Source organism: Chryseobacterium formosum (assembly GCF_026460885.1).
Taxonomy (GTDB): domain Bacteria; phylum Bacteroidota; class Bacteroidia; order Flavobacteriales; family Weeksellaceae; genus Chryseobacterium; species Chryseobacterium formosus.
In genome coordinates, this window is the sequence record NZ_JAOVZW010000001.1 from 309067 (window position 1) to 335032 (window position 25966).

Here is a 25966-nt window from a genome sequence, read left to right on the forward strand (position 1 = left end):
AGAAATTTACAGTAATATTTGGTAACGATTAGTCTTCGTCTACAATAATTTCGTCTGGGGTAAATTCACACTTTAGTCTGAAAGGAAGCGGTGTATCTGAAGCGGTATAAAAATCATCAATTGTCCCTTTCCAGATTACCTGAAGTTCGTCTTCTTCATTTTTTTCAAAGCAAAGTTCGTTGTCGTAAATGAATGCGTCTTCGTCATCAAATAAATTCACTTCGGTATAAACTTCATCATCAGAATCGTTGATTTCAAATGTTTTTCCTTCAATTTCTGAAGAATCTATAGGAAACTCAATTACTTCTAGCGATAGCTGAGGAAAATTATATTGTAAAGAATCGTCGTCAACATGGTCTAAACTGTCATCTGTAATGACCTCAACTTCCAAAAAATGTTTTTGATTACTGTAAAACGCTTTGCAATAAGTACTTTTAATATTGTATTTAAGCGTTTCGTCCGGATGGTAAATTTTTAAAATCCCTTTCATTATTTCTTAAAAAAGAACTGTAATACTATGATTGTTAAATGCTTTAGGCAAAGATAAAAAAATGTGTGAATTTGAAAACTGTTTTGAAAATTATTTTTGCTAAAATCTCGTCCTAAAACAGATTTGATTTACAATATTGGTTATTTTTGTTAATTAACTCTTTAAAATTAAATGCCATTAACAAATTTTTGTAACAACAATTGCATTTCGTCTTACAAATAGAAAAATAAAGATTATCAATGAAAAATATTGTATTTAAAACCTTAATTGGGCTTGGTTTAGCGGTAACTCTTGCTTCGTGCAAAAAATCAGATTCACCCTTAACGAAAGTAACGCCGACAAATATTGATTCTATCGCCTCAAATTATTATGAACAATATTTAAAACTTTATCCTTTGGAAGCCACTTCACAAGGAGATTTAAGGTACAATGACCAACTTCCCATTAATATTGATAAAGATTTTATTTCTGGCGAAATTGCTTTTTACAATTCAGTTCAGAAACAATTAGAAAATGTTGATTATAAAGGTCTTTCCGATGAAGACAAGGTAGTTTATGATGTTTTGGATTATACTTTAAAAGACAAAATTGAAGCGTATTCTTTTCATCCTGAATATATTCCGTTTACTCAGTTTGGCGGACTTCCATTGAATTTCCCTTTGTACGGAAGCGGACAAGGAAGCCAACCTTTTAATACTGAAAAAGATTACGAAGACTGGTTAAAAAGAATGGAAAAATTCCCTGATTGGATGAATGCTGCAACAGAAAATTTCCGTGAAGGAATTAATAATAAAGTTGTTTTACCAAGAAAATTGGTAGTAAAAATGATTCCTCAAATGAAAGCTGAAGAAATCACTACTTCCGATTTTGAAAAGAATATTTTCTACGGACCAATAAAAAATTTCCCAAAAGATTTCAGCAAAGAACAGAAAGAGAAATTAACAAATTTGTATAAGGAAGCAATTACAAAAAATATTATTCCGGCTTATACAAAAATGGGTGATTTTTTAGAGAAAGAATATTTGCCTAAATCCAGAGAAACAGATGGTTACAACAGCTTACCGAAAGGAGACAACATTTATAAATATTATGCTAAAAGCTGGACAACTACCAATAAAACTCCCGAAGAAATAAATAAAATCGGGCTACAACAAGTTGCGATGCTTCGTAGCGAGATGGAAAAAGTAAAACAGCAAGTCGGTTTCAACGGAACGCTTGAAGAGTTTATCAATTCTGTAAAAACAGATCCAAAAGCGATGCCTTATAAAACCTCAAAAGAAGTTTTGGATGGTTTTAACGGAATTTTAGCTAAAATTACTCCGAAGTTGAAAACCATGTTCAGCGTAACACCGAAAACGAAGTTTGAAATCAGACAAACCGAAAAATTCAGAGAAGCAAGCGCAAGTGCAGAATATATTCAGGGAACTCCGGATGGAAAAAGACCCGGAATTTTCTACATGCCACTTCCGGATCCATCGAAATTCAACGTTACCTCAGGAATGGAATCTCTGTTTTTACACGAAGCAATTCCAGGACACCACTATCAGGTTTCTCTGCAACAGGAAAATACAAAACTTCCCAAATTCATGCGATTCGGCTGGTTTGGAGCTTACGGTGAAGGCTGGGCTCATTATTGTGAAACTTTAGGTCCGGAATTCGGTTTATATACAGATCCTTATCAAAAAATGGGATATCTGAGCGATCAAATGCTTCGTGCGGTTCGTTTGGTTGTTGACACAGGAATTCATACCGGAAAAATGACAAGAGAAGAAGCAATTACTTACTTTTTAAATAATATTGCTTACGATGAAGCCGGAGCAACGGCAGAAATTGAACGTTACATGGCAATGCCCGGACAAGCTTTAGGCTATAAAATTGGCTCATTGAGAATCCGAGAATTGAGAGAAAAATACCAGAAAGAATTAGGGAATAAATTCAGTTTGGCTAAATTTCATGATGAAGTTTTGAATCAGGGCTGTCTTCCTTTAGATGTTTTAAACAGAAAAATGGAGCTTTGGGCGACAAAACAGAAGTAAATTTCTCATAAAACATTGAAGTCACGAATTAATTTTTCGTGACTTTTTGTTTTAAATTTGTTTAAACCAAATCATGAAGCAAACTTTATATTTTTCATCTATTATTATTTTCTTTTCATGCATTGTGAGTTGCAAAAAAGAGAAAAAAGCCCGGCAGAATTTTGAGAAATTTAACATTGACAAAAACCTTCCACAAAATGATACAATCAAGTTGCTATCAAAATATCCTGAACTAAAACTTTATAAAAAGGAAAAAGTAGAAAGCAAAACAAGAACGGCTTATATTATTCAGATTGCAGGACTTTTACCTATGGATAACTACAAGTGTTCTTCTGCTTTAAAGAATGATACACTAGAAATTTTGCTCAATAACAACAATGGCTTTTTCGGAAATGGGATTTTGGTAAAAGTATTTGGAGGTCATTTTTTAATTAAAGATATTGATCCCAAAACCTTACACGGCGAATTAAAATTTATTAAAACAAAACCTGTTTATCAGAAATTAGTTTTAGATAAAAATAATTTTCAAGAAAATGATACCGTTTATGGTTTTATAAATTACAATACAAAAGTTGAAGGCTTTACAAAAGATTTCAGAGGATATTTTAAAGCAACTATTAAATAAAAACATAGAAATTATGACAGAAAGTGTAAAATCCCTGTTCACAAGAGATTTAAATCAATTAAAAAAAGAAATAGAATCCTACCAAAACGAAGACTCAATCTGGAAAATCGATAAAAATATTCTGAATTCTTCAGGAAACTTAACTTTACATTTGGTTGGAAATATTAATCATTTTATCGGAGCGATTCTAGGAAATTCAGGTTATGTAAGAAACAGAGAACTTGAATTTTCATTAAAAAATATTCCGAGAACCGAATTGATTGAGAAAATTGAAAAAACAATTGAGGTTGTACATTCTTCCCTTGAAAAAGTTTTAGAAGAAGATTTGAAGAAAGAATTTCCTATTCAAGCTTTGGGTTATCCAATGACGACAGAGTATTTTCTGATTCATTTGTTTGGACATTTAGGCTATCATTTGGGACAGATTAATTATCATAGGAGGTTGTTGGATGTGGAATAATTTTTAAAACCTTGCATTCTTAAACCACCCCGTCTAAATTTTCTTTGAAAATTTATCCCCCCTCCAAAGGAGGGGAATTTTTTGCATCTATTATATTACTTGTCTTTTTCTTCGAACAACATTTTAGTTATAAAATCCTTCTCTCCTTTTCCTCTTGCGGGAGAATATTCTCTTCCATAAAAGATAATTTGCAAGTGAAGTTTATTCCAAACCTCTTCTTTCCAAATACTTTTGGCATCTTTCTCTGTTTCTATAACGTTTTTTCCGGAAGTCAACTTCCATTGTGTCATTAATCTATGAATATGCGTATCAACCGGAAAAGCAGGAAATCCGAAAGCTTGGCTCATCACGACAGAAGCTGTTTTGTGACCAACTCCGGGAAGTGCTTCGAGCTCTTCATAAGTTTGCGGTACTACTCCATTATGCCTTTCCAATAAAAGTTCAGCCATTCTTTTAAGATTTTTCGCTTTCGTATTGGAAAGTCCGATTTCTTTAATCAGTTCTTTGATTTGATATTCTTCCAATTTTGCCATTCTTTGCGGCGTTCCCGCAACAGCAAAAAGTTCGGGCGTAACCTGATTGACCTTTTTATCGGTTGTTTGAGCAGAAAGTGCAACTGCGACCATCAAAGTGTAAGGATCGGTGTGGTCTAGAGGAATAGGAACTTGCGGATATAATTTCTCTAATTCTGACTGAACGAGCGCCGCTCTCTGCTTTTTTGTCATTTAATCATTAAATTTGAGCAAAAATAAATCATTATGCTGAAAGTTGGAGATAAATTACCACAATTTGAAGGAACAAATCAAGATGGAGAAACCATCAATTCTGAAAACTTTGCAGGAAAAAAGCTTGTTATTTTCTTTTATCCACAAGCAAATACGCCAACTTGTACGGTTGAAGCCTGTAATTTAAGTGACAATTATTCACAATTGGAAAAAGCTGGATTTCAACTGTTGGGAATCAGTGGAGATTCTGTGAAAAAGCAAAAAAATTTCCACAGTAAATTTGCATTTCCCTATGATTTAATTGCTGATGAAAATCGTGATATTATTGAGAAATTCGGGGTTTGGCAGGAGAAAAAAACATTCGGAAAAACCTATATGGGAATTGTAAGAACTACTTTTATCTTCGACGAAAAAGGAATTTGCACAAGAGTGATTGAAAAAGTAACTTCTAAAACAGCGAGTGCACAGATTTTGGAAGATTAATTTTTAATTAAACAGTACGTTTGTCATTCTGAAAGAATCTAAACTGATAATAAGTGTTGTAGAGGTGCTTTCAGCATGACAAACTAAGCATTAACAAAAGAATATGTTTGTTATTCCGTTTCATAATACATTAACTCTTCATCTTCATTCGGAAGTGTCACATATTTCTGGAATTTTAAACCTAATCTTTCAATTAATTTTTGAGAAGAGAAATTGTCTTTTGAAGTGATCGCTGAGATTTTCTTTAACTCAAATTCATCCATCCCGATAGATTTTACTTTTTGAGCAGCTTCAAACATCAAGCCTTTTCCTTCAAATTTTTCAAGCACAGAAAAACCTATATCAACTACGTCTAAACCTTCTCTTTCAAAGATTCCTACAGCACCGATTTTTTGGTTTCCTTCTTTTAAAAGAATCAGATAATTTCCAAAACCCAATCTTTCAATTTGAGGTAAAAATCTATTTCTGATATAGTTTTCAGCATCATAAAGTGTTTTTAGGTTTTTGTCACCAATAAATTTGATGAAATTTGGCATATTGTAAAGCTCAAGAATCACATCTGCATCTTCCAAAGAAATTGGACGAATCAAAAGTCTTTCTGTTTCGTAGAAATTATTTTCGTTTTTTGACAGGTTGTTTTTTGGGGTCATCTTTTGGCTCTTCTTTCTTTTCGATTTTTAAAAGTCGTGGATTATTTTTACAGTTTTTAGTGTAAACTTCAATGTAAGTTCCGTTCTCTTTTACATTTGACACAACACCTGTAGCCTTATTCACCGTCAATGTAAAATGCGACTTCTGGTAAGGACATTCTTTTGAAGTAACTTTCCCCAAATCAAGATAATAATTGGTTTTATCTTCGTAATAATTAGCCGCAACATCTACAAAATGTTCATCTATCAAATAACCGTCTAAAACTGCAGAAATAGCCGCTTCTTCCACGTTATCGATCTTGCCGATAAACTCTTTTAATTCTCTTATGTCTGTTATATAACTGATTTTCCCACCTATGGAAGAAACGATATAATAAAAACTTTCTTCTCCAGGTCTCAGATTAAATCCTGCAAACTGAGGAAGATAATCTTGTTTTGTTCCAGAAACTTTTATCTCTTTATTTTTACCATAGTTATTGTACACTAAAACCCAAAAATCAACTTTACTGTTAGGATTTATTTTGGCTAAAACTCCGTCAATATTTGAGAATTTTTTCTTGTCTTGAGAGAAAACTGAGATTCCCAAAAACAGAAAAATAAAAAGAAAAATGTGATTTGTATTTTTTTTCATAATTTGAAATTCAGACAGAAACTATGCGAATGTTTACATGAATTTCTCTCCTTTTTTAAGACTTTTTAAATCTAAAACATAGTCTTTAATCTGCTGATCGTGTTCTCTGGGGCAGATTAAAAGAACTTTGTCTGTATCTACAACAATAAAATCTTTTAGCCCGTCTATAACGACCGCCTTATTGTTTTTAATATGAACGATATTTCCGCTTGAATCGTATGTAAGTACCGATTTTATATTGACAGCATTATCATTTTCGTCTTTGTCACTGTTTTCGAAAACAGAAGTCCATGTTCCTAGATCGCTCCAGCCTAAATCTGCAGGAATTACATACACATTTTTTGCTTTTTCTAAAATTCCGTTATCTATTGATATTTTTTGAATTTTAGGATAAATCAATTCAATACAGCTTACCTCAGCTTCGGCATTGTATTCACAAGCCGTAAACTGCTGCGTCATATCCGGAAGAAAAGTTTCAAAAGCTTTGTGAATAGATTTTACATTCCAGATAAAAATTCCTGCATTCCAAAGGAAATCTCCACTTTCAAGGAAGCTTTTGGCAATTTCAAGAATCGGTTTTTCGGTAAAAGTTTTAACTTTATAATAATCTGAATCTTTTTTATCAACAAACTGAATGTATCCATAACCTGTATCTGGTCTTGTAGGCGTAATTCCCAAAGTCACCAAATAATCATTATTTGCAGCAATATCAAATGCCAATTCAGCTTTTTGCAAAAAAACATCTTCTTTCAAAATCAAATGATCTGCAGGAAGTACAATCATCGTCGCATTCGGATTGATTTCTTCAATCTTATTCGCCATGTAAAGATTGCATGCAGCGGTATTTTTCATCAAAGGTTCTCCTACAACATTATCCTGTGGAATTTCCGGCAATTGCTGATGAGAAAGAGCTATATATTCTTTATTTGTAATTACAAATATATTTTCATTGGGAATAATTTTACTAATCCTATCATAGGTTTGCTGAATCATAGTACGACCCGTTCCTAAGATATCCTGAAATTGTTTAGGGAATTTCTGTGTGCTTAAAGGCCAGAATCTGCTTCCGATTCCTCCCGCCATAATCACACAGTATTTATCTGAATTTGACATATTTAACTGCATTTTTTCACTCTTGCCAAAGGTTTGAAAGAATACTTCCGTCCTGTAGCCAGATTTACACAAAGATAGTTTTTTTTGATAAGACCTTCCAACAAATACTTCTCGTTTCTGTAAAGGAAATGCTCACCTTTTGTTAATTCTTCGATATATTGAAGTTCATCATCATGATTTTCAATGTGGAAGTATTTCACCAAATCCGGACTAGCCATAAAATTAGCTTTTGGAGAATAAGAAAATTTAGAAATAATCGGTTTTAAATCTTCTTCATAAACATCAAGACTTTCCAAAAGCATTTCTCTGAAAGTAAGCTTCCATTCATTTCCATGTGGAGAAATTCTTCTTCCGTATTTTTCGAAAGCGATAAGATGCGCTAATTCGTGAGTTAAAACGAAAAAGAAAAGCTGTGGAGCCAAAGTAGAATTGATGGTAATTTCATGCGATTGGTCACGAAGTTTTCTATAATCTCCAAGCTTTGAATTTCGGTTTTTTGTTACTTTAATATGAATATAATGACCTGAAAACCATTTTCTTAAGTATGAAAGTGTATTTTGAGGTAAATATTTTTCTAAAGACTGAATAGACATTTTACAAACTTAACGGAATTCCTGAATAGAAATTCAATAATTTAAGACTGAAAAGATAGTTAAATTTCGCCTGTTGCACAGAACCTTGAGCATTGGCGTAGTTATTTCGGGCAATATTCAAGTCAAAAATTGTTGTACGGCCTGCAGCATAGCTCTTATCTGCAAAATCCATTGCAAGTTTTGTGCTTTTTTCGGCTTCTGTTGCAGCAAGATAAATCTCGTAATTTGCATCAGCGTCAAACTGAGCCTGTTGTACATTTTGTCTTACCGTTAGTTTTTGCTGTTCTAAAGTTGTTTTAGCAATATTTTCATTGATTTTTGACTGCTCCACCTGAAGTTTCGTAATTCCTTTATTGAAAATTGGAATATTTAAACTTACTCCGCCTTGTTGCCCAAAGTTATCTTTATACTGATTGAAAAAACCACCTTCTTTTACGTAGAAAAATTCATTTCCTACATTATTTGTATTCAGCAGATTATTATAAAAAGTTCCTACACCTATACTCGCAGTAAGGGTTGGCCAAAAAGATGTCTTGGTAACTTCAGTCTGTGCTTCTGCCGATTTTATTCTGCTTAATGCAGCTTTTATTTGGGGTTGGTTTTCGTAAGCTTTTTCTAAAACATCTTCTACTGCAAGCAATTGTGGCGTTAAGCTTTCAGAAACCTCAACATCCATCACATCAAAATCTTTATAATCTTTTAACTGAAGCAACTGCGCCAACGCAAATAAACTTCTTCCAACATTTACTTCTGCCGTTTTAAGATTTTGTTTTTCTCTTGCCCAAGCTGCCTCTGCTTCCGCCTTCACAGTTTGAGCTGTTGTACCAACTTCTGTCGTGATTTTTGCTCTGTCTAACTGTTTTTTGGCATTTTCAGTTGCACTTTGGGAAATTTTCACAATTTCTTTATTTAGCAAAGTTGTTAAATATTGTTGTGCAATCTGAAGAGAAATATCGTTTTGAATGGTCTCAATATCATACTGACTTGCTTCTACATCGAATTGAGTTTTTCTAATTGTTTTTTCAAGTCTTCCGTTGTTGTAAAGTAAAATATCTGCAGAAAGATTAGCATTATTACTAAATCTGTCGTTTCTAATACTTCCCGTTCCCAAAGAAGCCTGCCCGAAACTCACATTATTTCCCACACTTGCATTGACAGACGGAAGATAATTCCTTTGAGCAATCTTAAGATTAGAATCCTGAATCTGTTTCGAGTATTCATTTTGAATCACCTGAAGATTGTGCTTCACTGCATAGTCTACACATTCACGCAAAGACCATTTTTGCTGAGCATTAATTCCTGCGAAGGCTAATCCCAAAACTACAATCAAAACTCTTTTCATAAGGAAATATTTATGTTTTTAATCAACATCATCACTACTTTAAAGCATAAAAAAAATTTACTGCGACGATTTTGAATTCTCTTTTTCCACATTAGACGCTAAGATTTTGAAAAAGTTACAGATTTAGAAAATTATTGTTTCATTTTAATGAAAGTTTTGAGAATTTTGTGGCATGACAAACGAACAATATCTTGAAGCTGTAGAATGGCTTTTCGTTCAGGCTCCAAATTATCAGATTGATGGTGAAAAAGCATACAAACCGGGACTGGAAAACATCACAAAACTTTGTGCTTTTTTTGATAATCCGCAAGATAAAATAAAATGTATTCACATCGGAGGGACAAACGGAAAAGGTTCTACAAGCAATATGCTGGCTTCTGTCCTTCAGGAATCTGATTACAAAGTTGGTTTATACAATTCTCCACATCTCATTGATTTTACCGAAAGAATTAAAGTAAATGGTAAAAATTGTGATAAAGAGTTTGTCTATCAATTTATTCAAAAACTAAAAAAACTTCCGGGAGATATTTTACCTTCTTTTTTCGAGTTTACAACTATTATGGCATTTGAGTATTTTGCTCAACAAAATGTAGATGTAGCAATTATTGAAGTTGGTTTGGGTGGAAGATTAGATTCAACCAATATTATTAAGCCTTTACTTACTGCAATTACAAACGTACAGTTAGATCATCAAAACATCCTAGGAAATACGATTGAAGAGATTGCAGGCGAAAAGGCAGGAATTATCAAAGCTAATATTCCGATTATCTTTGGAGACGATAATAAAACGGTAAAAAATATCATTAAAACTAAAGCTGATAATGAAAATGCACCATTTATTAACGCTACTCTACTTAAAACCGGGCTAAAATCAGATTTAAAAGGAAATTATCAGGAAAAAAATATTAAAGTTGTTTTAGGCATAATTGAAGAATTAAGAAAATTAAACTTCACGATTTCCAATAAAAACATAGAAATTGGTCTTCTAAATGTTCACAAAAATACCGGCTTTATCGGTCGTTGGTTCGAATTTTCCCAAAATCCTTTGACAATTTGTGACACTGGACATAATCAAGCCGGTTTGGAATATGTTTTTTCGCAGCTAAATTCTATTGAAAAGCGCAAACATATTATTTTAGGTTTCGTCAATGATAAAAAAATCGATGAAGTAATGACTTTACTTCCTAAAAATTCTGAGTTTTATTTTGCAAAACCATCAATAAACAGAGGAAGACACCCTCAAGATTATGAAGATTTATTAATTGACGCAAAAATAATTTACAAAATTTTTGAAACCGTACAGGATGCGTATCTTTCTGCAAAACAAGAATGTACCAACGAAGAAATGATTTTCATTGGCGGAAGTAACTTTGTCGTAGGAGAATTTTTAGAAAAAAATTTGGAGATTTCCGAATAAATCGTATATTTGCACCACTCTAAACAACGGTAACGTTGCAGAGGGCGATTAGCTCAGTTGGTTCAGAGCATCTGGTTTACACCCAGAGGGTCGGGGGTTCGAATCCCTCATCGCCCACAAAAGTTCCTAAAACTTTTAAAAAATTTAGGGCTCTTAGCTCAGTTGGTTCAGAGCATCTGGTTTACACCCAGAGGGTCGGGGGTTCGAATCCCTCATCGCCCACAAAAGTTCCTAAAACTTTTAAAAAATTTAGGGCTCTTAGCTCAGTTGGTTCAGAGCATCTGGTTTACACCCAGAGGGTCGGGGGTTCGAATCCCTCATCGCCCACAAAAGTTCCTAAAACTTTTAAAAAATTTAGGGCTCTTAGCTCAGTTGGTTCAGAGCATCTGGTTTACACCCAGAGGGTCGGGGGTTCGAATCCCTCAGGGCCCACAAAATCTCTCAATTTATTGGGAGATTTTTTTGTTTTAAATATTCTAAAATTTATTTTATTTTCTTCAACAATAATCCCAGTTTAAACAAATCCAGATAGCTAAGATTCGGATTTTCGGAAAGTAAATTCTTTTTAATTTTAGTCTCAAGTAAACTATAGAAATTTAGAAATACATTCTTCAACCCGAATTTTATGATTTTTTTTGCGACTTTGAAAACCTTAATGTCTTTAATGAATAATTCATTTTCAGAATTTTGGTAAAGCTGATAAAGAGAACTAATAGCTGTTTCAGTTTTGTTTAAAAAAACCTCATTGGAAGTATCATCAACATGAATGACAGGATTTTGAATTGCTGAAAACTTCACATTGCCAAACTCCAAAGTTTTAGCAAATACAAAATCTTCGTAACCGTAATTTACCAAATGTTCATTAAATGGAAATTTCTTAAAAATATCTCTCTTAATTATAAAGTTTACGGTTTTTAGAAGTGAAAAGTCGGATGATCTATCAACAGAAAAAATTTCTTTTTCAACAGAATATCGGTTTCGTAAAGTTTTTGAATACGTTAAATCAATTTTGAAATTACCATATACAACCTCAACTCCCCTATTTCGCTCAATTTCCTTTAAATAGTTCGTCAGAAAATTTTCATTATCTATTTTGACATCACAATCCAAAAATAGCAGATAATCACCATCTGCGTGCTTCAAAAATAAGTTTCGAATTTTAGATCTGCCTACATTTTTCTCAAGTAAAACAAATTGCCCTACTCGATCATTAAGTTCTTTGTTTATTTGTTTGAAATTCTCCTCAGAAGCATCATCAATAAGAATAATTTCTGCATCGATTGATTGGTTTTTTATTTCCTTTTTAAGGTCGTAAACCAATTCTCTTACATCAAAATTATAAATGGGAATACAAACAGAAATTTTCATCTGCTAAATTTTATCAATGATTTGTTGCACATTGATTTCCTCTAAACATGCCCAATCTCCACGGAAACACTCTTTGTCACCGAACACCGAACAAGGTCTACAGGTAAGATCTTTAATTTGTACCACGTCGCCCTCGCTTTGTCCGAATCCTAAAAACCCGGCATAAGGATGAGTTGCACCCCAAATGGAAACACATCTAGTTCCTACAATACTGGCTAAATGCATATTAGCTGAATCCATCGAAATCATCACTTCAAGTTGAGCAATTCGATTCAGTTCCTCAGAAAGATTCAGTTTTCCGGCTAAACTTTTGGTGTTTGGAATTTGCTGTTCCCAACTTTCAAGGGTTTCAGCTTCTTTTTTCCCGCCTCCGAAAAAGTAAATCGTGTTTTTTTGTGCTAAAATTTTCACCAACTCGAAAGACTTTTCCAAAGGAAGCATTTTTCCTTTATGCTGAGCAAATGGCGCAAAACCAATTCCCGATTTTTGTATAGTTTGAGGTCTTAACTGATGTGAAAGTTCAAGTTTAAAACCCATATCACGAAAAACATCTGCATAACGTTCTACCGTTTTTCTAAGCTGAACTTTATCTAAATTCCAGACATTCGTAAGATTTTCTTTTTCTTCTTTGCCTTTATTTATTTTAAAAACTTTTAAACCCTTTCTTACATACAATTTATCTAATATCTTAGAACGGATTACATCATGCAAATCAGCAACATAATCTGGTTTATATAGTTTTAATAATTCTTTTCCTAATCTTCTGATTCCTAAAAAGCCTTTGTATTCATCCAGATCAATTCCATGGAATATAACATTCGGAATATCAGCAAATAAGCTCTCGAAATTATTACGTGAAACCATTACAATTTCCACATCGGGATTTTGCTCTAAAAACTCGCGAAAAACAGGCATTGTCATTGCAACATCACCAAAAGCGGAAAAACGGTATGCTAAAATTCTGGTCAAAACTATGATTTCAGTTGATAAGCAACAGCGTAAAATTTAATTTGTTTGGTCATTGCCATTAAACCATTGGCTCTGGAAGGCGATAAAAATTCCTGTAAACCGATTTCTGAGATGAATTCAAAATCAGAATCAAGAATTTCCTGCATAGAATGGCCACTGTAAATACTTACCAAAAGAGAAACAATTCCTTTTGGTAAAATTCCATCTGAATCTGCATTAAAGAACAGTTTTCCATCTTTATATTCAGCATCAATCCAAACTTTACTTTGACAGCCTTTAATTAGATTTTCATCGGTTTTTTTGTCATCAGACAAACCTTTTAATTCTTTACCAAGATCAATAACATATTCATATTTCTGCTCCCAGTCTTCCAAAAAGGCAAATTCATCGATTATTTCCTGCTGTTTTTCTTTAATGGTCATTGTAAACAATTAATTTCAGCAAAGATACTAAATTTAGAAACTTAAATTTTTCACTGAGATATTATTGAAATAATAAGGCTATTAAAGGCATAAATTTTATGGGGAAAAATTAATGCCTTATTTTTGAGAAGCTTTTTCGAAAACATTGAGCAATTTAATTTCTTCATTTTCCCAACAAAGAATTTCAGAAGCTTTTTCCAACTCAGGTTGATAATTTACTCTTCCTTTATCTAAAACTTTACGAATTGCTGCAGCAATATTTTCAGGTTGATGATTTTCAATAATTTCTCCGACATCAAACTGATTTTTAATGTTTAACATTTCCGGCAAATTTGCCATAATTAATGGAACTCGAGCTTGAATGCAATCTAAAACTTTGTTGGGGAGCGAATATAGATAACTTTCGCCACCATTTTCTTCAATACTCATTCCCAAATCAACAATAACAGTAATTTTTCTTAAATCTTCAGGCAATAATTTCCCTAAAAACTCAACTTTATTTTGAAGGTTTTCTTTGATAACTAAGTCTTCATATTCCTTCTTTCTCGGACCGTCGCCAGCAATTTTAAAAATAACATTTTCGAGATGATGCATTGCCAAAATGGCTTTATCAATTCCACGAAAGGGATTAATTGCGCCTTGATACAATAATATTTTAGGTTGATTATCCGGAATTTCAATCGTGAAATCTATTTTTCTCGGAGCATTTTGAACAATTATTGGTTGAATTCCATATTTATTCTGAAACCATTTTCCATAACTTCCGCTTGCGGTAATCATGAATTCGATATTCGGAACGATCTTATTTTGTAAATATCTCCACAATTTCTGTGACATTTTGCCCTGAACTGCAGGCATTTCAGAAAAAATTTCGTGACTGTCAAAAACTAAGGGAATTTTATATTTTTTTGAAATCAAATAATTGGGTAAAAGCGCATCCAAATCATTGGCATGAAGAATAACATTTTGATTTTCTTTTACTTTTCCATACAGTTCCCAATATAATTTCCAGTTAAATTCAAAATAAGCAGTTTTCAAAGTTTTAGAAACAAGAGAAATTCTAGAGAATTGATACGGGCGTTCTATTTTTTCTTCTCCGCCCCAATTATTTCCTATTAATTCAATTTCATAACCATTTTCATGTAAAGTTTGGCAGACTTTCTCGATTCTTTGGTCTGTATAAAGATTACTGAATGCGGAAGTAATGATTTTTTTTCGATTCATTACTTTTTCTTTGCAGTCAGTAAATGATACACCTGTACGAAACAAATTATTGCATTCGGAATAATTACCGGCCAAAGCATTCCGCTAAAAATACCATAAACGACAAAACAGATGCAACCAATCAAATTGACAATCCTGATTTTGGTTAAATCTTTAAGGATGAAACTTAAAACAATAAAAACTGAAGCGGCATAACCGATGTAATTTGTAATTTCGGAACTCATTAGAAAAATTTGAGGAAGACAAACTTAGTCATTTTCAATAAGATAAAAAACATTTATCTGCCATAAAGTCATTCTTTGTTTTTTGGTAAAATATTTGTAATTTAGATATTGATTAAAAGTAATACTGCTTTTTTTCTAACGAGATACATTATGGATTATAAGTTTTCACAAGGTTTGAGCCAAGTGTTCAAACAAAGCAAAAATGAAGCTAAGCGGCTGAAAAGTGAATTTCTTAATACAGAACATCTACTTTTAGGTATTATAAAAACAGAAAACTCTGCAAAAGAAATCCTTCAAGGGCTGAATGCCGATTTAACACAAATCAGAAGAAAAATTGAAACTTTAAATACAGCAAGTCTAAATCCTATTTCTGAGGAGGTCACCAATATTTCATTCACTAAAATGGCAGATCATTCCATTAAACGTGCAGAATTAGAGTGCAGACAATATAAAAGCAACGAAATTAATACCGTTCACTTGCTTTTGGGCATTCTATACAAATATGAAGATCCTACCTCAAATATTTTGGGAGCTTACGATATCGACTATGAAGGAGTTTCGAGAGAATATCAAACGATGCTAAAAAATTCCGGAGAAGCCCCACAAAATTCGGCTTACGATGACGATGACGACAGAGAAGAATTTGAGCAGATGAGAAAACCTACAGGTAATCTTGGTTCTGCGAAAAGTAAAACCCCTACATTGGATAACTTTGGTAGAGATTTAACTTCTTTGGCAAGAGACGGAAAATTAGATCCTGTAATCGGACGTGAAAAAGAAATCGAAAGAGTTTCTCAGATCTTATCAAGAAGAAAGAAAAACAATCCGTTGTTGATTGGTGAGCCTGGAGTTGGTAAATCTGCCATCGCTGAAGGTTTAGCCTTAAGAATTCAACAGAAAAAAGTTTCAAGAGTTCTTTTTGGCAAAAGAGTAATTACCTTGGATTTGGCGAGCTTGGTTGCCGGAACAAAATACCGTGGTCAGTTTGAAGAAAGAATGAAAGCAATTATGACGGAACTTGAAAAGAACCGTGACGTAATTTTATTCATCGATGAGCTACATACAATTGTTGGAGCGGGAAGTTCTACAGGAAGTTTAGATGCTTCAAATATGTTTAAACCAGCTTTGGCGAGAGGTGAAATTCAATGTATTGGTGCTACAACTCTTGATGAGTATCGTCAATACATCGAAAAAGACGGTGCTTTAGAAAGAAGATTTCAGAAAGTAATGGTTGAGCCTACTTCTATCGATGAAACGATTCAGATTTTGAATCAAATTAAAGATAAATACGAAGAGCATCACAATGTAGTTTATACTGAGGAAGCAATTTTAGCTTGTGTCAATTTGACATCAAGATACATTACAGACCGATTTTTACCGGACAAAGCAATTGATGCGATGGATGAAGCGGGATCTCGTGTTTACATTAAAAACATGAAAGTTCCTACTGCTATCATTGATTTCGAAAAGAAAATTGACGAAATTAAAGAATTGAAGCAGAAAGCTGTAAAAGCTCAGGACTATCTGGAAGCAAGAAAACTAAAAGATGAAGAAGAGCGTTTGCAAATGGAGCTGAATTCTGCACAAGATCAGTGGGATAAAGATGTAAAAGAGAAAAAAGAGGTTGTATCTGAAGAAAGTGTTGCTGAAGTAGTTTCTATGATGAGCGGCGTTCCTGTTACGAAAGTCGGTAAAAATGAGTTGGATAAACTAGCTCAGATGGACGATAATATGAACGGGAAAGTGATTGGTCAGGAAGATGCAGTAAGAAAGGTTGTAAAATCTATCCAAAGAAACAGAACCGGCCTGAAAGATCCAAACCGACCAATCGGAACATTTATTTTCCTTGGTACAACTGGTGTTGGTAAAACTGAGCTAGCAAAAGTAATGGCAAGAGAACTTTTTGATTCTGATGAAGCACTGGTTCGAATTGACATGAGTGAATACATGGAGAAATTTGCGGTTTCGAGATTGGTTGGAGCGCCTCCAGGATACGTTGGATACGAAGAAGGTGGACAATTAACAGAAGCTGTAAGAAGAAAACCTTATGCAGTTGTTCTTTTAGATGAGATTGAAAAAGCGCATCCTGATGTTTTCAACATTCTTTTGCAGATTTTGGATGAAGGTCACGTTACCGACAGTTTAGGAAGAAAAATTGACTTTAGAAATACAATTATCATCCTAACTTCAAATATCGGAACAAGAGATATTAAAGATTTCGGAGATGGTGTAGGTTTCGGAACCAATGCTAAGAAAACAAATACAGATTCGCGAGCAAGAAGTACTATTGAAAGCGCTCTTAAAAAAGCATTTGCACCGGAATTCTTAAACAGAATTGATGACATTGTGATCTTTAACTCGCTTGAACAAAATGATATTAAAAAAATCATTGATCTTGAATTAAACAAACTTTATACAAGACTTGATAAACTAGGCTACAAAGTTGAATTAACTGAAGAAGCCAAAGATTTCATCTCTGAAAAAGGTTGGGATAAAGATTTTGGAGCAAGACCATTGAAGAGAGCTATTCAGAAATATATTGAGGATTTGTTGGCAGAGATGTTGGTTAACAAGCAATTATCTGAAGGTGAAACCGTAATTTTAGGTCTAAATGAAGCTAAAGACGGATTGGAAGGAAAAACCCAGAAGACAAAAAAGTCTGCTGAGAAATCTTCTCAATAATCAATTTTTTAAAATAAAATAATGAAAGCATCGGATAATTCCGATGCTTTTTTTATTAAAATAACTCCCACGGATGACACAGATTTTCATGGATTATATTTTTAAAAACCTGCATAATCAGCACAATCTGCGAGAGGAAAATGTTTTTTAAGAATAAGTGGACTTTTTAATAAAATCCTCAACAATTTCATTCTCAATCTTCTGTGAAATCTGTGGGATTAAAAAAAATTAAAGTCCCACCACAAAACCCACACTCGGAATCAATCCACCGGAAAAAACACTGCTGTTTTCTTTATACAAAACATTGTACATCAAACCGATTTGCATAAAAGAATTATTTCCGATTTGTTGCATATAACCTCCTCCTAAAAATAAAGCAGTTTCTTGCTGATTATTTTTGAAATCGTAATACTTATCTTCATAATTGATGAAAAAATGCTGCAGATTTCCACTCACAAAGAAAGATCTTGCGAAATAATAATTTACGAAAGGACCAAAACCAAACATTGTCGATTTATAAAAATCTGAAGTCTGCCAGGAAACACTTCCAATTAACCCCGCTTCCAAATCGTTTGTCAGTCGATATCCAACTCTTGGTGCAACCTGAAGATTAAAATAAGAATTGCTTCCAAAACCAACGCCTAAACCTCCTCCAAAAGTCCATTTCTTGGTTTCAGTGGTTGGTGTTCCTACTGCAACTTGAGAAAATGATAATCCGGAAATCAGGATAAGTGAAGAAATAAACAGTTTTTTCATATTAATATTTTTTTGTGAACATTTAAACAACGATTTTATGCTGCTATCGTTTTTATCAATCCATAAAATTATCATTTTTTTTGTGAAAAGGATTATCGTAATTTTGCGGCTCAACTAAGAACTCCCGTTAAGAGTTTCGTAAAATTGAAATAATGAAAGTAGTAGTAGGCCTCTCAGGAGGCGTAGATTCGAGTGTTACAGCGTATTTGCTGCAACAACAAGGGCACGAAGTCGTAGCTCTTTTTATGAGAAATTGGAATGATGCTTCTGTTACATTGGAAGATGAATGTCCGTGGATTGAAGACAGCAATGATGCTTTAATGGTAGCTCAAAAGCTTGGAATTCCGTTTCAGGTAATTGATATGAGCGAACTTTACAAGGAAAGAATCGTTGATTACATGTTTGATGAATATCAGAAAGGAAGAACTCCTAATCCTGATGTTTTGTGCAACAGAGAAGTAAAGTTTGATGTTTTTATGAAAACTGCAATGTCTTTAGGTGCAGATAAAGTAGCAACAGGACATTATGCGAGAGTAGATTCTACTTTTGATGAAAACGGAAAGGAAATTTTCCATCTTTTGGCAGGAAAGGATAACAATAAAGATCAGTCATACTTTTTATGTCAATTAAGTCAGGATCAATTATCTAAAGCTTTATTTCCGATTGGTGAACTAACTAAGCCTGAAGTACGAGAAATAGCAAGAGAAATGGAATTGGTTACGGCAGATAAAAAAGATTCTCAAGGATTGTGTTTTATCGGAAAAGTAAGTTTACCACAGTTTTTACAACAACAATTGGTTCCGAAAGAAGGAGAAATTGTTGAAATTTTCAAAGATTCTCCACTTTTTGCTCAGGAAACTCCGGCTTTTGCATCTAAAGAGGAAGAGTTAGAATACTTAAGCAGAAAAATTAATTATAAAAAAGCTGACGGAAAAGTAATCGGAAAGCATCAAGGTGCCCAATTTTTCACGATCGGACAAAGTAAAGGATTAGGAATTGGCGGACATAAAGAAAGCTGTTTTATCGTATCAAGAGATATGGAAAACAACATCATCTTTGTTGGTGAAAGCCACAGTTTCCCAGGATTGCATAAAAAGGCTTTGAAAATCGATAATTCTGAATTGCATTGGGTTCGTGAAGATCTAAGGTTACAAAACGGAGAATCAATGGAAGTAATGGCAAGATTCCGTTACAGACAGGCTTTGGATAAAGCAACGATTTATCAGTTTGAAAATGCATTCTACATGGAATTCGAAAATCCACAATCAGCCATTGCAGAAGGTCAGTTTGCAGCTTGGTATCTTGATGATGAATTGATTGGAAGTGGTGTAATTGCTTAATATCATTTTTACATTGTCATTTGTTTGACAAACTTTAATAAACTCAAACGTCATAGATTTCTAAAACCTATGACGTTTATTTTTTATGGCAGTCGCAATTTATTAGCCCCGATTGAACCGCATGTTTGAGCTCTTTTCGTGTTTTTCTGCGCGGCGGCAAAGCCGCCGCGCAGAAAAACACGAAAAAGCGAGTAGTGAAAGCGGGAATTAGCTCCTTAAAAAAAGAAAGTTTTCATTAGTCGACAAAATTTTATTATTCGTCGATACAAAAAGCTTATACTTCTATAAGCCTTCATTTATGGCGTTTTCGGGCATATCTATTGATGGTTTTAAAGTAAGAAATACAAACAATATATCAAACTTTAAAATTTAGAAATTATGAAAAAGTTAGTTTTAGTAGCAAGTTTATTTATCGCATTCGCTACAGATGCACAACAAAGAAAACAAGACGTAAGAAACGACAGAAACGATAGAACTGAAATTTATCAAACTCAAGGAAACTTTTCAGGATTGAGATTGACACAGGCTCAACAAAGAAGAATTGATGCTCTTTCAAAAGAAAGATTAAGCCAAAAAGCTTACGACGCAAGAATTAAAAAAATTCTTACCAGAGAACAGTATGCAAAGTATATCTCAAACGACTTTAAACATGACAAAAAGGTCTCAATGAGAAATCCTGCGAGAAGATAGTTTGAAGATTTTTGTAACATATTTGAAGTTGTGATACTTACTTAGTAAATAACAATAAAAAATATCTATTATGAAAACTATTCTTACGCATCAGTACACTTCTCTTTACCAGTTTTTAATTGCAATTACATGTGCGGTTTTAGGTTACAATCTTTATCAGGAAATTGTACATCCTGAAAATTCAAGATTGACTTTGAGTATTATTCTGGTTGTTATAACTTATTTTACAGCCGAAAAGTATGGTCAGAAGGAGAAAAATAAAATTTAAAATTACAATAAGAGAGGTTTGAAGAGATTTAAGCCTTTTTTTTTGATTTTAAATAAATTAGTTCACCAACCAGTCTTTGAAATCTTTTACACGTTCCCGACTAACAGTAATTTCTTCGTTTGGCTGAAAATTGAGCTCCACTTTATAATTAGGTGAAGTATGAATATTTTTGATATAATCTGAATTGATAATAAACTGCCTGTTGACGCGGAAAAACTTATTATCATCAAGAACTTCGGTAAGCTCATCTAAAGTAAAATCTGAAGGATAAACCCTATCTTGAGTTTGCAGATAAACAATCTTGTTTTCACTATAAAAGCAGCTGATTTCGTGTGTCTGAACAATTTTTAAATTGTACCCAATCTTTACCAGAATTCTTGAAAGTGTAGATTTTTCTTTCTTAATAAGTTGTTTAATATCATCAGAATTCACAGACTGATCTGAAGGAATAAATGATTTAAATTTCTCAATCGCTCCCGCAAGATCTTCCTCCATAATGGGTTTCAGAAGGTAATCGATGCTATTAAGCTTAAAAGCTTTCAAAGTATATTGATCAAAAGCGGTTGTGTAAATGATAAATGCTTTTGTTGAAATTTTCTCAAAAATGTCAAATGAAAGTCCATCTCCGAGAACAATATCAGAAAAGATAAGTTGTGGATGCTCATTCTCTGAAAACCAGTTTACTGCATCTTCTACCGATTCGAGGTTCGCAACCAATTGCAAATCAGGAAAAAGACTCAACATTCTTTCTAATTTTCTTGCTGCAGGTTTTTCGTCTTCGATAATGACAGTTCTGATCATTGAGTTAGGTTTTTAGCATTAATTCAGATAAAATTAATTAAATCTTCTCAGTTTTAAAAATTAATCGGCTTTTTAGTTTTTTGAAGTTCTTTTTCAATGATTTTATTTTCCCATTCAGCATCAAAAATAAAAAGTTTTACCGCTTTTACTGCTAAAATAATTCCCCAAACTGTTAAGATAATTGAACCGTGGAAAACATGATCCGTTTCTATATACTTTACGAAATTTCTTAGCAAGATAATTCCGGCAACGATTCCGAACCACATACAGTTTTTGTAGAATGATTTTAAATCTTTTACTCTGTTTTTTGCGTTTTTATAGTCCATTGTATTAAGTTTTTATTGATTATTAATTAAAGTGATTTTGAATTTATTTTTTCTTTTTCCAGTAAGTCTTTTATCTTCTTTTCTTCCCAATTTTTACCTATAAAAAGATAAAATGCATATCCAAAAACACTTACCGCAAAACCAAATATTGGAAACCAAAACCATTGAAATTCTGGATTAACTTTCATGTTGATAAAAATTAAGTAAGGTGTCAATAAAATACAACCAGTAAGCATAATGTAAAATGCTTTTATTTCTTTCATTCTACTCTTAGCATGTTTATACTTTAGGTTTTCAAGGTTGATTTTCATGGCTAATTATTTACTCGTATTTCTCCTCTCTTCATCCATCAACTGCTGAATTTTCTTTTCTTCCCAGTCTTTTCCGATTCCAAAAACATTTACTGCATGAGCAGCAATCCCGATTCCCCACCCTAACATTGGCCAGTAAAACCATAATTCATTTGGAGATGTCAAAAGATTAATGACCAATAAAAAAGGAATGACAAGGCAATATGAAGTAAGATTTCCATAGAATCCTTTCAAATCTTTTACTCTTTTTGCCGCTTTGCGATATGCTAAATTTTCCTGATTAACTGATAAATTTTCCATGATGTATTGTTTTAAAATTAGTATTTGTTTGTTTTTGTTGAGACAAATGTAGAACAGATTACTTTCTCAAATCAATTTAATATGACCGAACTGTAGAATTTAATTACCGAACTGTAAAAATGAAATATGAGCAGATTTATAAAAACAGGAACTATTAAATCACATTTAGAAGAATTTCATATATTTACATCAACATCAAACCAAAATACTTATGAAACAGACTTTACTTAAAATAACCAGTGTTTTATTATTTACAATATTATTAAATTCAGTTTCAGCACAGGAATATGAAAGAAGTTGGGGAACGTATTTTGGTCCTGCAGGTACCGATGTTACAGGACATTATGTTCCTCAGGGAATTATTCTCGATTCTCAAAAAAATATGCACGTAAAAGCGAATGTTTTCTCTAATAGTCTATATACAGCTTCTTACTATGATCAATTTGTAGTTGCCGGAGGTGGAAATTATACTATAAACAATGGTTATTCTACTCGTATTACGCCTACAGGAACGGTTGATTATTTTGGTTATCATCCTTTTAATGTTAACACAAATAATCAAGACTTCGAATTATTAATGGCAATTGATGATCAAGACAACAAAATTTCCAGATATTTAGGAACTTCCACATCAACTATGAACCCGACAACAGGAACATGGTTACAGACAAATCCACAAACATCGTTGAAACATATGCTTGTGAAAAAATCGCCAACCGGATCAATAATCTGGGCTACATATTTACCTGATGAAAGTTTATATGCTAATGTGATAGCAGACTCTGCCGGAAATATTTACATTACGGGATCAACCATTCAGCAAAACATAAGTACGCCGGGTGTTTTTCAGGAAGATTTTGATGTAGTTTATTCTCAGGGAAATATTCAGCCTAATAATTATTTAACTAAATTAAACTCAAATGGAGAGCTCATCTGGTCAACCTATTTACCGACCGCAATCTTTGCTATGAAATATTATGATGGTGCACTGTACATGATAACAACAACCAATACCAATCCGTCACTCAATACGATAGCTACTGCAGGAGCATTTCAAACAAACACCTCGGATTATTCTATCACAAAAATGAACGCTCAGAACGGGCAAAGAATATGGGGAACTTATTATGGGCCTTCAATAGGGACATCTCTTTGTTTTTTGTATGATTTGTCTGTAAATGAAACAGGAATATATATTGCAGGTAACGATTATAATTGGAACAACTCAAATTTTTTTGCAACACCTAATGCTTACAAAACACAAGTAACAGGTGGTTCAGATATATTTATTTCTAAATTTTCGCATAATGGAAATAAAGTTTGGAGTACTTATTTTGGAGGAAATGGTGATGATATGAATACTTTCGATAAAGTAATTGATGTAAACGGAAATGATATATTCATTTCAGGAATTACAATGGGATCAACAGATAATATTGCTACTCCGGGATCTTATCAAAGTTCACCTCAAAGTTTATCCAGCAATATGACCAATAATTTCTTTGCTAAATTTAACTCTTCAGGAAATCTGGAATGGAGTTCTTATTATGGTGGAAGCTCAACAAATACTCCTTATCTGAAATCGATCAATGTTAAATATGACAATAATTCTTTGTTTCTTTTCGGAAATACCAATTCCAACATTGGCTACACAACAGAAGGAGCTTTTATGCCACATAGAATCCCAAGTACAACAACAGAAAATACAGGTTATATTGCAAGATTAAATAAAAAAAACGAGCTATCTCTTGAAGAATTGAATGCTAAAAAAGATTTGATTTTGTATAATAATCCAAATAACGGAAAATTTAGTATTTCCGGAAGTATTTTACAAAATGAATCATGTTCCATCAATATTTATGATATGTCCGGAAAGCTTATCGTTAAAAAGAATTTTGAACGTAAAAAAGAACAACAATTTGATTTGAAGAGTCTTTTAACCTCAGGAAATTATTTAGTACAAGTAAATAATCAAAAAGGAGAAAAACTCAAAGTATTTAAAATGACCGTAAAAAAGTAATTTAATTACTAAAAAGTCAGCATTTTTCAATGCTGACTTTCTATTTATTCTTATCCATTATTTCTTTAATCTTCTTCTCTTCCCACTTCTTTGCAAAGTCGAAATTAGGCAGGAAAACAAATAAAGCATGAGCTAAAAGCCCTATTCCCCAAAATGTAGCAGTAAAAAAGTTTTTGAACTGAAAATAACTTTCATTCGGAGCCAAATTGCTGTAATTAAAATAAGCAATCATTAAATTCACACCTACGTAAGAAAACAAATGTCCATAAAAACCTCTCAGCTTATCTACTTGCTTTTTTGCCTGTTGGTAATAAATATCATTTTCGTCAAATTTTTCCATGATGTTTGTTTTTTTGTTTGTTCATAATCTCCTGAATTTTTTTTTCCTGCCACGATTGACCGATTCCAAAAACCTGAAATGCATGGGAAGCAACCCCGATTCCCCATCCTAAAAGCGGCCACCAAAACCAGTGGTATTTATTTTGAGTATAAAGATTTACAAATATTAAAAAAGGAATAATAATGCAGTATGAAGCAAGATTTCCATAAAACCCTTTCATCTCTTTTACCCTCTTTCGGGCTCTTAAGTATGCTTTATCTTCGTCATCACCATTTACACTGATAACATTAGGTTTATCAATAAGAATCGGAAGTTTTACTTTAAAATAATCATCAGATTTTTCTATATAAACATTTCTATTGGTCAATAAAGAATAACGCTGAACAATATTTGCCAAACCGATTCCCGCACTTTCTTTTATCTGTTCACGAATCTGCAGATTATTTTCAATACATAAAATATCTCCTTCCGTGAAAATTCTTATCAATAATGGTTTCGAAGAAGTTGCCAAGTTATGTTTAATACAATTCTCCAAAAGCAATTGCAGAGAAAGCGGAACTACAAATTTTCGCAGATTTTCTTTATCAACATCAAACTGAAAATTCACGCTGTCTTCAAATCTTGTTTTCAGTAAATCACAGTAGATTTTTGCAAATTCAATTTCGTCTTCAACAGTAACCAATTCTTTATCTTTCTGCTCAAGAACATATCGGTAAATCTTTGACATTGAAGCTGTAAACTTCTGCGCCTGAACAGGATTTTCATCGATTAACGAACTCAAAACATTTAAAGAATTAAATAAAAAATGAGGATCGAGTTGGTTTTTTAAACTTTCAAACTGTGCATTGGCAGATTTAGCGATTAATTTCTGCTCTACAACTTCTTTCCTAGATGTTTTTTTCAGTTCATCCATAAAACCTTTCGCATGAAGAAAAGCCGAAATCAGAAGTGCAATATTGATGGTAAACCAGTTGATAAAATTATATTTTCCCTTAAAATATTCTGCCGTAGTTGCTCCTTTTTGAAGAACTACAAAATTCATATAATTACAGAAATAAACCATGATAATATTAGCAATCAATATCACAACAATACTGATAATTCCTCTTTTGGTTGTCGCTTCAGACCACGGAAACTTTTTGTTGAGAAAGTCGTTTATTAAGCCGTTTCCACCACCCAAAACAAATGAATACATGAATGAAATAATAATCGTGTATAGAAAATTCTCTAAATTTTTCTCGTCGGTAAAGACAAAAAAGAAGAACATTGATGTACCAAGTGATACCCATGCTAATGTTATAAAATTTTTACGTTTCATAAATTGGTTTTCAAGCTTAAAAAAAAGCATTATTTGAAAGGT

Annotated in this window: 29 protein-coding genes and 4 tRNA genes; 14 read left to right on the plus strand and 19 right to left on the minus strand. The window is 32.9% G+C overall.

Annotation, left to right across the window (positions count from 1 at the left end):
• Positions 1–28: 28 nt before the first annotated feature.
• A complete protein-coding gene (locus OF897_RS01455; RefSeq protein ID WP_267263915.1) occupies positions 29–490 on the minus strand; it encodes a hypothetical protein in 462 nt (153 codons plus the stop codon).
• 239 nt (positions 491–729) lie between these two features.
• On the opposite strand from OF897_RS01455, the gene OF897_RS01460 reads away from it, so the two are divergent.
• The 3 genes from OF897_RS01460 (at position 730) to OF897_RS01470 (ending at position 3611) form a co-directional block, all read left to right on the plus strand.
• A complete protein-coding gene (locus OF897_RS01460) occupies positions 730–2526 on the plus strand; it encodes a DUF885 domain-containing protein (RefSeq protein WP_267263916.1) in 1797 nt (598 codons plus the stop codon).
• A gap of 73 nt (positions 2527–2599) precedes the next feature.
• The gene (locus tag OF897_RS01465; protein WP_267263917.1) at positions 2600–3151 is read left to right on the plus strand and encodes a hypothetical protein; all 552 of its coding nucleotides are present in this window, start codon (positions 2600–2602) and stop codon (positions 3149–3151) included.
• A gap of 13 nt (positions 3152–3164) precedes the next feature.
• On the plus strand, positions 3165–3611 hold the full coding sequence (locus OF897_RS01470) for a DinB family protein (protein WP_267263918.1): 447 nt from the start codon (positions 3165–3167) through the stop codon (positions 3609–3611).
• 95 nt (positions 3612–3706) lie between these two features.
• Here the strand turns inward: OF897_RS01470 and OF897_RS01475 are convergent, their stop codons facing one another.
• Positions 3707–4336 carry an endonuclease III domain-containing protein gene (locus OF897_RS01475; RefSeq protein ID WP_267263919.1) on the minus strand — a complete coding sequence of 210 codons (630 nt, stop codon included), beginning with the start codon at positions 4334–4336 and terminating at the stop codon, positions 3707–3709.
• 33 nt (positions 4337–4369) lie between these two features.
• Between OF897_RS01475 and bcp the strand changes: the two genes are divergently transcribed.
• Positions 4370–4819 (plus strand): thioredoxin-dependent thiol peroxidase, encoded by a 450-nt coding sequence (gene bcp, locus OF897_RS01480; protein ID WP_267263920.1) that lies wholly within the window; start codon positions 4370–4372, stop codon positions 4817–4819.
• A 110-nt stretch (positions 4820–4929) separates the two neighbouring features.
• Here bcp and OF897_RS01485 read toward each other — a convergent pair whose 3' ends face one another.
• The 5 genes from OF897_RS01485 to OF897_RS01505 are packed head-to-tail and all read right to left on the minus strand — an operon-like array spanning position 4930 to position 9148.
• Positions 4930–5469, minus strand: a complete 540-nt coding sequence (locus tag OF897_RS01485; RefSeq protein WP_267263921.1) for a GNAT family N-acetyltransferase — start codon at positions 5467–5469, stop codon at positions 4930–4932.
• A complete protein-coding gene (locus OF897_RS01490) occupies positions 5432–6100 on the minus strand; it encodes a hypothetical protein (protein WP_267263922.1) in 669 nt (222 codons plus the stop codon). The genes OF897_RS01485 and OF897_RS01490 overlap by 38 nt, the downstream gene beginning before the upstream one ends.
• A 33-nt stretch (positions 6101–6133) precedes the next feature.
• Positions 6134–7213: a mannose-1-phosphate guanylyltransferase gene (locus OF897_RS01495; protein WP_267263923.1), complete on the minus strand. Its 1080-nt coding sequence runs from the start codon at positions 7211–7213 to the stop codon at positions 6134–6136.
• A gap of 2 nt (positions 7214–7215) precedes the next feature.
• Entirely contained in the window at positions 7216–7806 is a 591-nt protein-coding gene (locus OF897_RS01500; protein ID WP_267263924.1) for a SprT-like domain-containing protein, read from the minus strand.
• A gap of 1 nt (position 7807) precedes the next feature.
• Positions 7808–9148 (minus strand): TolC family protein, encoded by a 1341-nt coding sequence (locus OF897_RS01505; protein WP_267263925.1) that lies wholly within the window; start codon positions 9146–9148, stop codon positions 7808–7810.
• A 172-nt stretch (positions 9149–9320) separates the two neighbouring features.
• Between OF897_RS01505 and OF897_RS01510 the strand changes: the two genes are divergently transcribed.
• From OF897_RS01510 to OF897_RS01530, 5 genes are all read left to right on the plus strand, one after another.
• A complete protein-coding gene (locus OF897_RS01510) occupies positions 9321–10565 on the plus strand; it encodes a bifunctional folylpolyglutamate synthase/dihydrofolate synthase (protein WP_267263926.1) in 1245 nt (414 codons plus the stop codon).
• Between the two features lie 42 nt (positions 10566–10607).
• Positions 10608–10682: transfer RNA gene (locus OF897_RS01515), tRNA-Val, on the plus strand.
• Positions 10683–10712: 30 nt separating this feature from the next.
• A tRNA-Val gene (locus OF897_RS01520) sits at positions 10713–10787 on the plus strand.
• Between the two features lie 30 nt (positions 10788–10817).
• Positions 10818–10892, plus strand: a tRNA-Val gene (locus OF897_RS01525).
• A 30-nt stretch (positions 10893–10922) separates the two neighbouring features.
• Positions 10923–10997, plus strand: a tRNA-Val gene (locus OF897_RS01530).
• A gap of 51 nt (positions 10998–11048) precedes the next feature.
• Here OF897_RS01530 and OF897_RS01535 read toward each other — a convergent pair.
• From OF897_RS01535 to OF897_RS01555, 5 genes are all read right to left on the minus strand, one after another.
• On the minus strand, positions 11049–11933 hold the full coding sequence (locus OF897_RS01535) for a glycosyltransferase family 2 protein (protein ID WP_267263927.1): 885 nt from the start codon (positions 11931–11933) through the stop codon (positions 11049–11051).
• Positions 11934–11936: 3 nt separating this feature from the next.
• Complete coding sequence (locus OF897_RS01540) at positions 11937–12902, minus strand: glycosyltransferase family 9 protein (protein WP_267263928.1); 966 nt, start codon at positions 12900–12902, stop codon at positions 11937–11939.
• A 2-nt stretch (positions 12903–12904) separates the two neighbouring features.
• Positions 12905–13324 (minus strand): SufE family protein, encoded by a 420-nt coding sequence (locus tag OF897_RS01545; RefSeq protein WP_267263929.1) that lies wholly within the window; start codon positions 13322–13324, stop codon positions 12905–12907.
• Positions 13325–13441: 117 nt separating this feature from the next.
• A complete protein-coding gene (locus OF897_RS01550) occupies positions 13442–14548 on the minus strand; it encodes a glycosyltransferase (RefSeq protein ID WP_267263930.1) in 1107 nt (368 codons plus the stop codon).
• Complete coding sequence (locus OF897_RS01555) at positions 14548–14772, minus strand: uroporphyrinogen decarboxylase (RefSeq protein WP_267263931.1); 225 nt, start codon at positions 14770–14772, stop codon at positions 14548–14550. Before OF897_RS01555 ends, OF897_RS01550 begins: the two co-directional genes overlap by 1 nt.
• A 150-nt stretch (positions 14773–14922) precedes the next feature.
• Between OF897_RS01555 and OF897_RS01560 the strand changes: the two genes are divergently transcribed.
• On the plus strand, positions 14923–17454 hold the full coding sequence (locus OF897_RS01560) for an ATP-dependent Clp protease ATP-binding subunit (protein ID WP_267263932.1): 2532 nt from the start codon (positions 14923–14925) through the stop codon (positions 17452–17454).
• A gap of 228 nt (positions 17455–17682) precedes the next feature.
• On the opposite strand, the gene OF897_RS01565 is transcribed toward OF897_RS01560, so the two are convergent.
• Positions 17683–18210: a hypothetical protein gene (locus tag OF897_RS01565; protein ID WP_267263933.1), complete on the minus strand. Its 528-nt coding sequence runs from the start codon at positions 18208–18210 to the stop codon at positions 17683–17685.
• A 152-nt stretch (positions 18211–18362) separates the two neighbouring features.
• Here OF897_RS01565 and mnmA point away from each other — a divergent pair, with 152 nt between their 5' ends.
• The 3 genes from mnmA (at position 18363) to OF897_RS01580 (ending at position 20508) form a co-directional block, all read left to right on the plus strand.
• Complete coding sequence (mnmA, locus tag OF897_RS01570; RefSeq protein ID WP_267263934.1) at positions 18363–19550, plus strand: tRNA 2-thiouridine(34) synthase MnmA; 1188 nt, start codon at positions 18363–18365, stop codon at positions 19548–19550.
• 378 nt (positions 19551–19928) lie between these two features.
• Positions 19929–20240, plus strand: coding sequence for a hypothetical protein (locus OF897_RS01575; RefSeq protein WP_267263935.1), 312 nt, complete (start codon positions 19929–19931; stop codon positions 20238–20240).
• A gap of 70 nt (positions 20241–20310) precedes the next feature.
• Positions 20311–20508: a hypothetical protein gene (locus tag OF897_RS01580; protein WP_267263936.1), complete on the plus strand. Its 198-nt coding sequence runs from the start codon at positions 20311–20313 to the stop codon at positions 20506–20508.
• A gap of 57 nt (positions 20509–20565) precedes the next feature.
• On the opposite strand, the gene OF897_RS01585 is transcribed toward OF897_RS01580, so the two are convergent.
• Genes OF897_RS01585 through OF897_RS01600 form a run of 4 tightly spaced genes read right to left on the minus strand, consistent with a single transcriptional unit; the run spans position 20566 to position 22246 of the window.
• Entirely contained in the window at positions 20566–21309 is a 744-nt protein-coding gene (locus OF897_RS01585; protein WP_267263937.1) for a LytR/AlgR family response regulator transcription factor, read from the minus strand.
• Positions 21310–21362: 53 nt separating this feature from the next.
• On the minus strand, positions 21363–21635 hold the full coding sequence (locus OF897_RS01590) for a 2TM domain-containing protein (protein ID WP_267263938.1): 273 nt from the start codon (positions 21633–21635) through the stop codon (positions 21363–21365).
• Between the two features lie 26 nt (positions 21636–21661).
• Positions 21662–21946 (minus strand): 2TM domain-containing protein, encoded by a 285-nt coding sequence (locus OF897_RS01595; protein WP_267263939.1) that lies wholly within the window; start codon positions 21944–21946, stop codon positions 21662–21664.
• 6 nt (positions 21947–21952) lie between these two features.
• Positions 21953–22246 (minus strand): 2TM domain-containing protein, encoded by a 294-nt coding sequence (locus OF897_RS01600; RefSeq protein ID WP_267263940.1) that lies wholly within the window; start codon positions 22244–22246, stop codon positions 21953–21955.
• A gap of 211 nt (positions 22247–22457) precedes the next feature.
• On the opposite strand from OF897_RS01600, the gene OF897_RS01605 reads away from it, so the two are divergent.
• A complete protein-coding gene (locus tag OF897_RS01605; protein ID WP_267263941.1) occupies positions 22458–24266 on the plus strand; it encodes a T9SS type A sorting domain-containing protein in 1809 nt (602 codons plus the stop codon).
• A gap of 40 nt (positions 24267–24306) precedes the next feature.
• Here the strand turns inward: OF897_RS01605 and OF897_RS01610 are convergent, their stop codons facing one another.
• Positions 24307–24606, minus strand: coding sequence for a 2TM domain-containing protein (locus OF897_RS01610; protein ID WP_267263942.1), 300 nt, complete (start codon positions 24604–24606; stop codon positions 24307–24309).
• Positions 24593–25924, minus strand: a complete 1332-nt coding sequence (locus tag OF897_RS01615) for a 2TM domain-containing protein (protein WP_267263943.1) — start codon at positions 25922–25924, stop codon at positions 24593–24595. Before OF897_RS01615 ends, OF897_RS01610 begins: the two co-directional genes overlap by 14 nt.
• Positions 25925–25966: the final 42 nt, after the last annotated feature.

Excerpts from the sequence above, each read along its gene's own strand:
- OF897_RS01610 (WP_267263942.1), bottom strand. The coding sequence starts at position 24,606 with ATGGAAAAATTTGACGAAAATGATATTTATTACCAACAGGCAAAAAAG.
- OF897_RS01560 (WP_267263932.1), top strand. The coding sequence starts at position 14,923 with ATGGATTATAAGTTTTCACAAGGTTTGAGCCAAGTGTTCAAACAAAGC.
- OF897_RS01460 (WP_267263916.1), top strand. The coding sequence starts at position 730 with ATGAAAAATATTGTATTTAAAACCTTAATTGGGCTTGGTTTAGCGGTA.
- OF897_RS01485 (WP_267263921.1), bottom strand. The coding sequence starts at position 5,469 with ATGACCCCAAAAAACAACCTGTCAAAAAACGAAAATAATTTCTACGAA.
- OF897_RS01550 (WP_267263930.1), bottom strand. The coding sequence starts at position 14,548 with ATGAATCGAAAAAAAATCATTACTTCCGCATTCAGTAATCTTTATACA.
- OF897_RS01505 (WP_267263925.1), bottom strand. The coding sequence starts at position 9,148 with ATGAAAAGAGTTTTGATTGTAGTTTTGGGATTAGCCTTCGCAGGAATT.
- OF897_RS01590 (WP_267263938.1), bottom strand. The coding sequence starts at position 21,635 with ATGGACTATAAAAACGCAAAAAACAGAGTAAAAGATTTAAAATCATTC.
- OF897_RS01600 (WP_267263940.1), bottom strand. The coding sequence starts at position 22,246 with ATGGAAAATTTATCAGTTAATCAGGAAAATTTAGCATATCGCAAAGCG.
- OF897_RS01575 (WP_267263935.1), top strand. The coding sequence starts at position 19,929 with ATGAAAAAGTTAGTTTTAGTAGCAAGTTTATTTATCGCATTCGCTACA.
- OF897_RS01565 (WP_267263933.1), bottom strand. The coding sequence starts at position 18,210 with ATGAAAAAACTGTTTATTTCTTCACTTATCCTGATTTCCGGATTATCA.
- bcp (WP_267263920.1), top strand. The coding sequence starts at position 4,370 with ATGCTGAAAGTTGGAGATAAATTACCACAATTTGAAGGAACAAATCAA.
- OF897_RS01605 (WP_267263941.1), top strand. The coding sequence starts at position 22,458 with ATGAAACAGACTTTACTTAAAATAACCAGTGTTTTATTATTTACAATA.
- OF897_RS01535 (WP_267263927.1), bottom strand. The coding sequence starts at position 11,933 with ATGAAAATTTCTGTTTGTATTCCCATTTATAATTTTGATGTAAGAGAA.
- OF897_RS01510 (WP_267263926.1), top strand. The coding sequence starts at position 9,321 with ATGACAAACGAACAATATCTTGAAGCTGTAGAATGGCTTTTCGTTCAG.
- OF897_RS01495 (WP_267263923.1), bottom strand. The coding sequence starts at position 7,213 with ATGTCAAATTCAGATAAATACTGTGTGATTATGGCGGGAGGAATCGGA.
- OF897_RS01465 (WP_267263917.1), top strand. The coding sequence starts at position 2,600 with ATGAAGCAAACTTTATATTTTTCATCTATTATTATTTTCTTTTCATGC.
- OF897_RS01500 (WP_267263924.1), bottom strand. The coding sequence starts at position 7,806 with ATGTCTATTCAGTCTTTAGAAAAATATTTACCTCAAAATACACTTTCA.
- OF897_RS01555 (WP_267263931.1), bottom strand. The coding sequence starts at position 14,772 with ATGAGTTCCGAAATTACAAATTACATCGGTTATGCCGCTTCAGTTTTT.
- OF897_RS01455 (WP_267263915.1), bottom strand. The coding sequence starts at position 490 with ATGAAAGGGATTTTAAAAATTTACCATCCGGACGAAACGCTTAAATAC.
- OF897_RS01615 (WP_267263943.1), bottom strand. The coding sequence starts at position 25,924 with ATGAAACGTAAAAATTTTATAACATTAGCATGGGTATCACTTGGTACA.
- mnmA (WP_267263934.1), top strand. The coding sequence starts at position 18,363 with ATGAAAGTAGTAGTAGGCCTCTCAGGAGGCGTAGATTCGAGTGTTACA.
- OF897_RS01595 (WP_267263939.1), bottom strand. The coding sequence starts at position 21,946 with ATGAAAATCAACCTTGAAAACCTAAAGTATAAACATGCTAAGAGTAGA.
- OF897_RS01470 (WP_267263918.1), top strand. The coding sequence starts at position 3,165 with ATGACAGAAAGTGTAAAATCCCTGTTCACAAGAGATTTAAATCAATTA.
- OF897_RS01585 (WP_267263937.1), bottom strand. The coding sequence starts at position 21,309 with ATGATCAGAACTGTCATTATCGAAGACGAAAAACCTGCAGCAAGAAAA.
- OF897_RS01545 (WP_267263929.1), bottom strand. The coding sequence starts at position 13,324 with ATGACCATTAAAGAAAAACAGCAGGAAATAATCGATGAATTTGCCTTT.
- OF897_RS01475 (WP_267263919.1), bottom strand. The coding sequence starts at position 4,336 with ATGACAAAAAAGCAGAGAGCGGCGCTCGTTCAGTCAGAATTAGAGAAA.
- OF897_RS01490 (WP_267263922.1), bottom strand. The coding sequence starts at position 6,100 with ATGAAAAAAAATACAAATCACATTTTTCTTTTTATTTTTCTGTTTTTG.
- OF897_RS01580 (WP_267263936.1), top strand. The coding sequence starts at position 20,311 with ATGAAAACTATTCTTACGCATCAGTACACTTCTCTTTACCAGTTTTTA.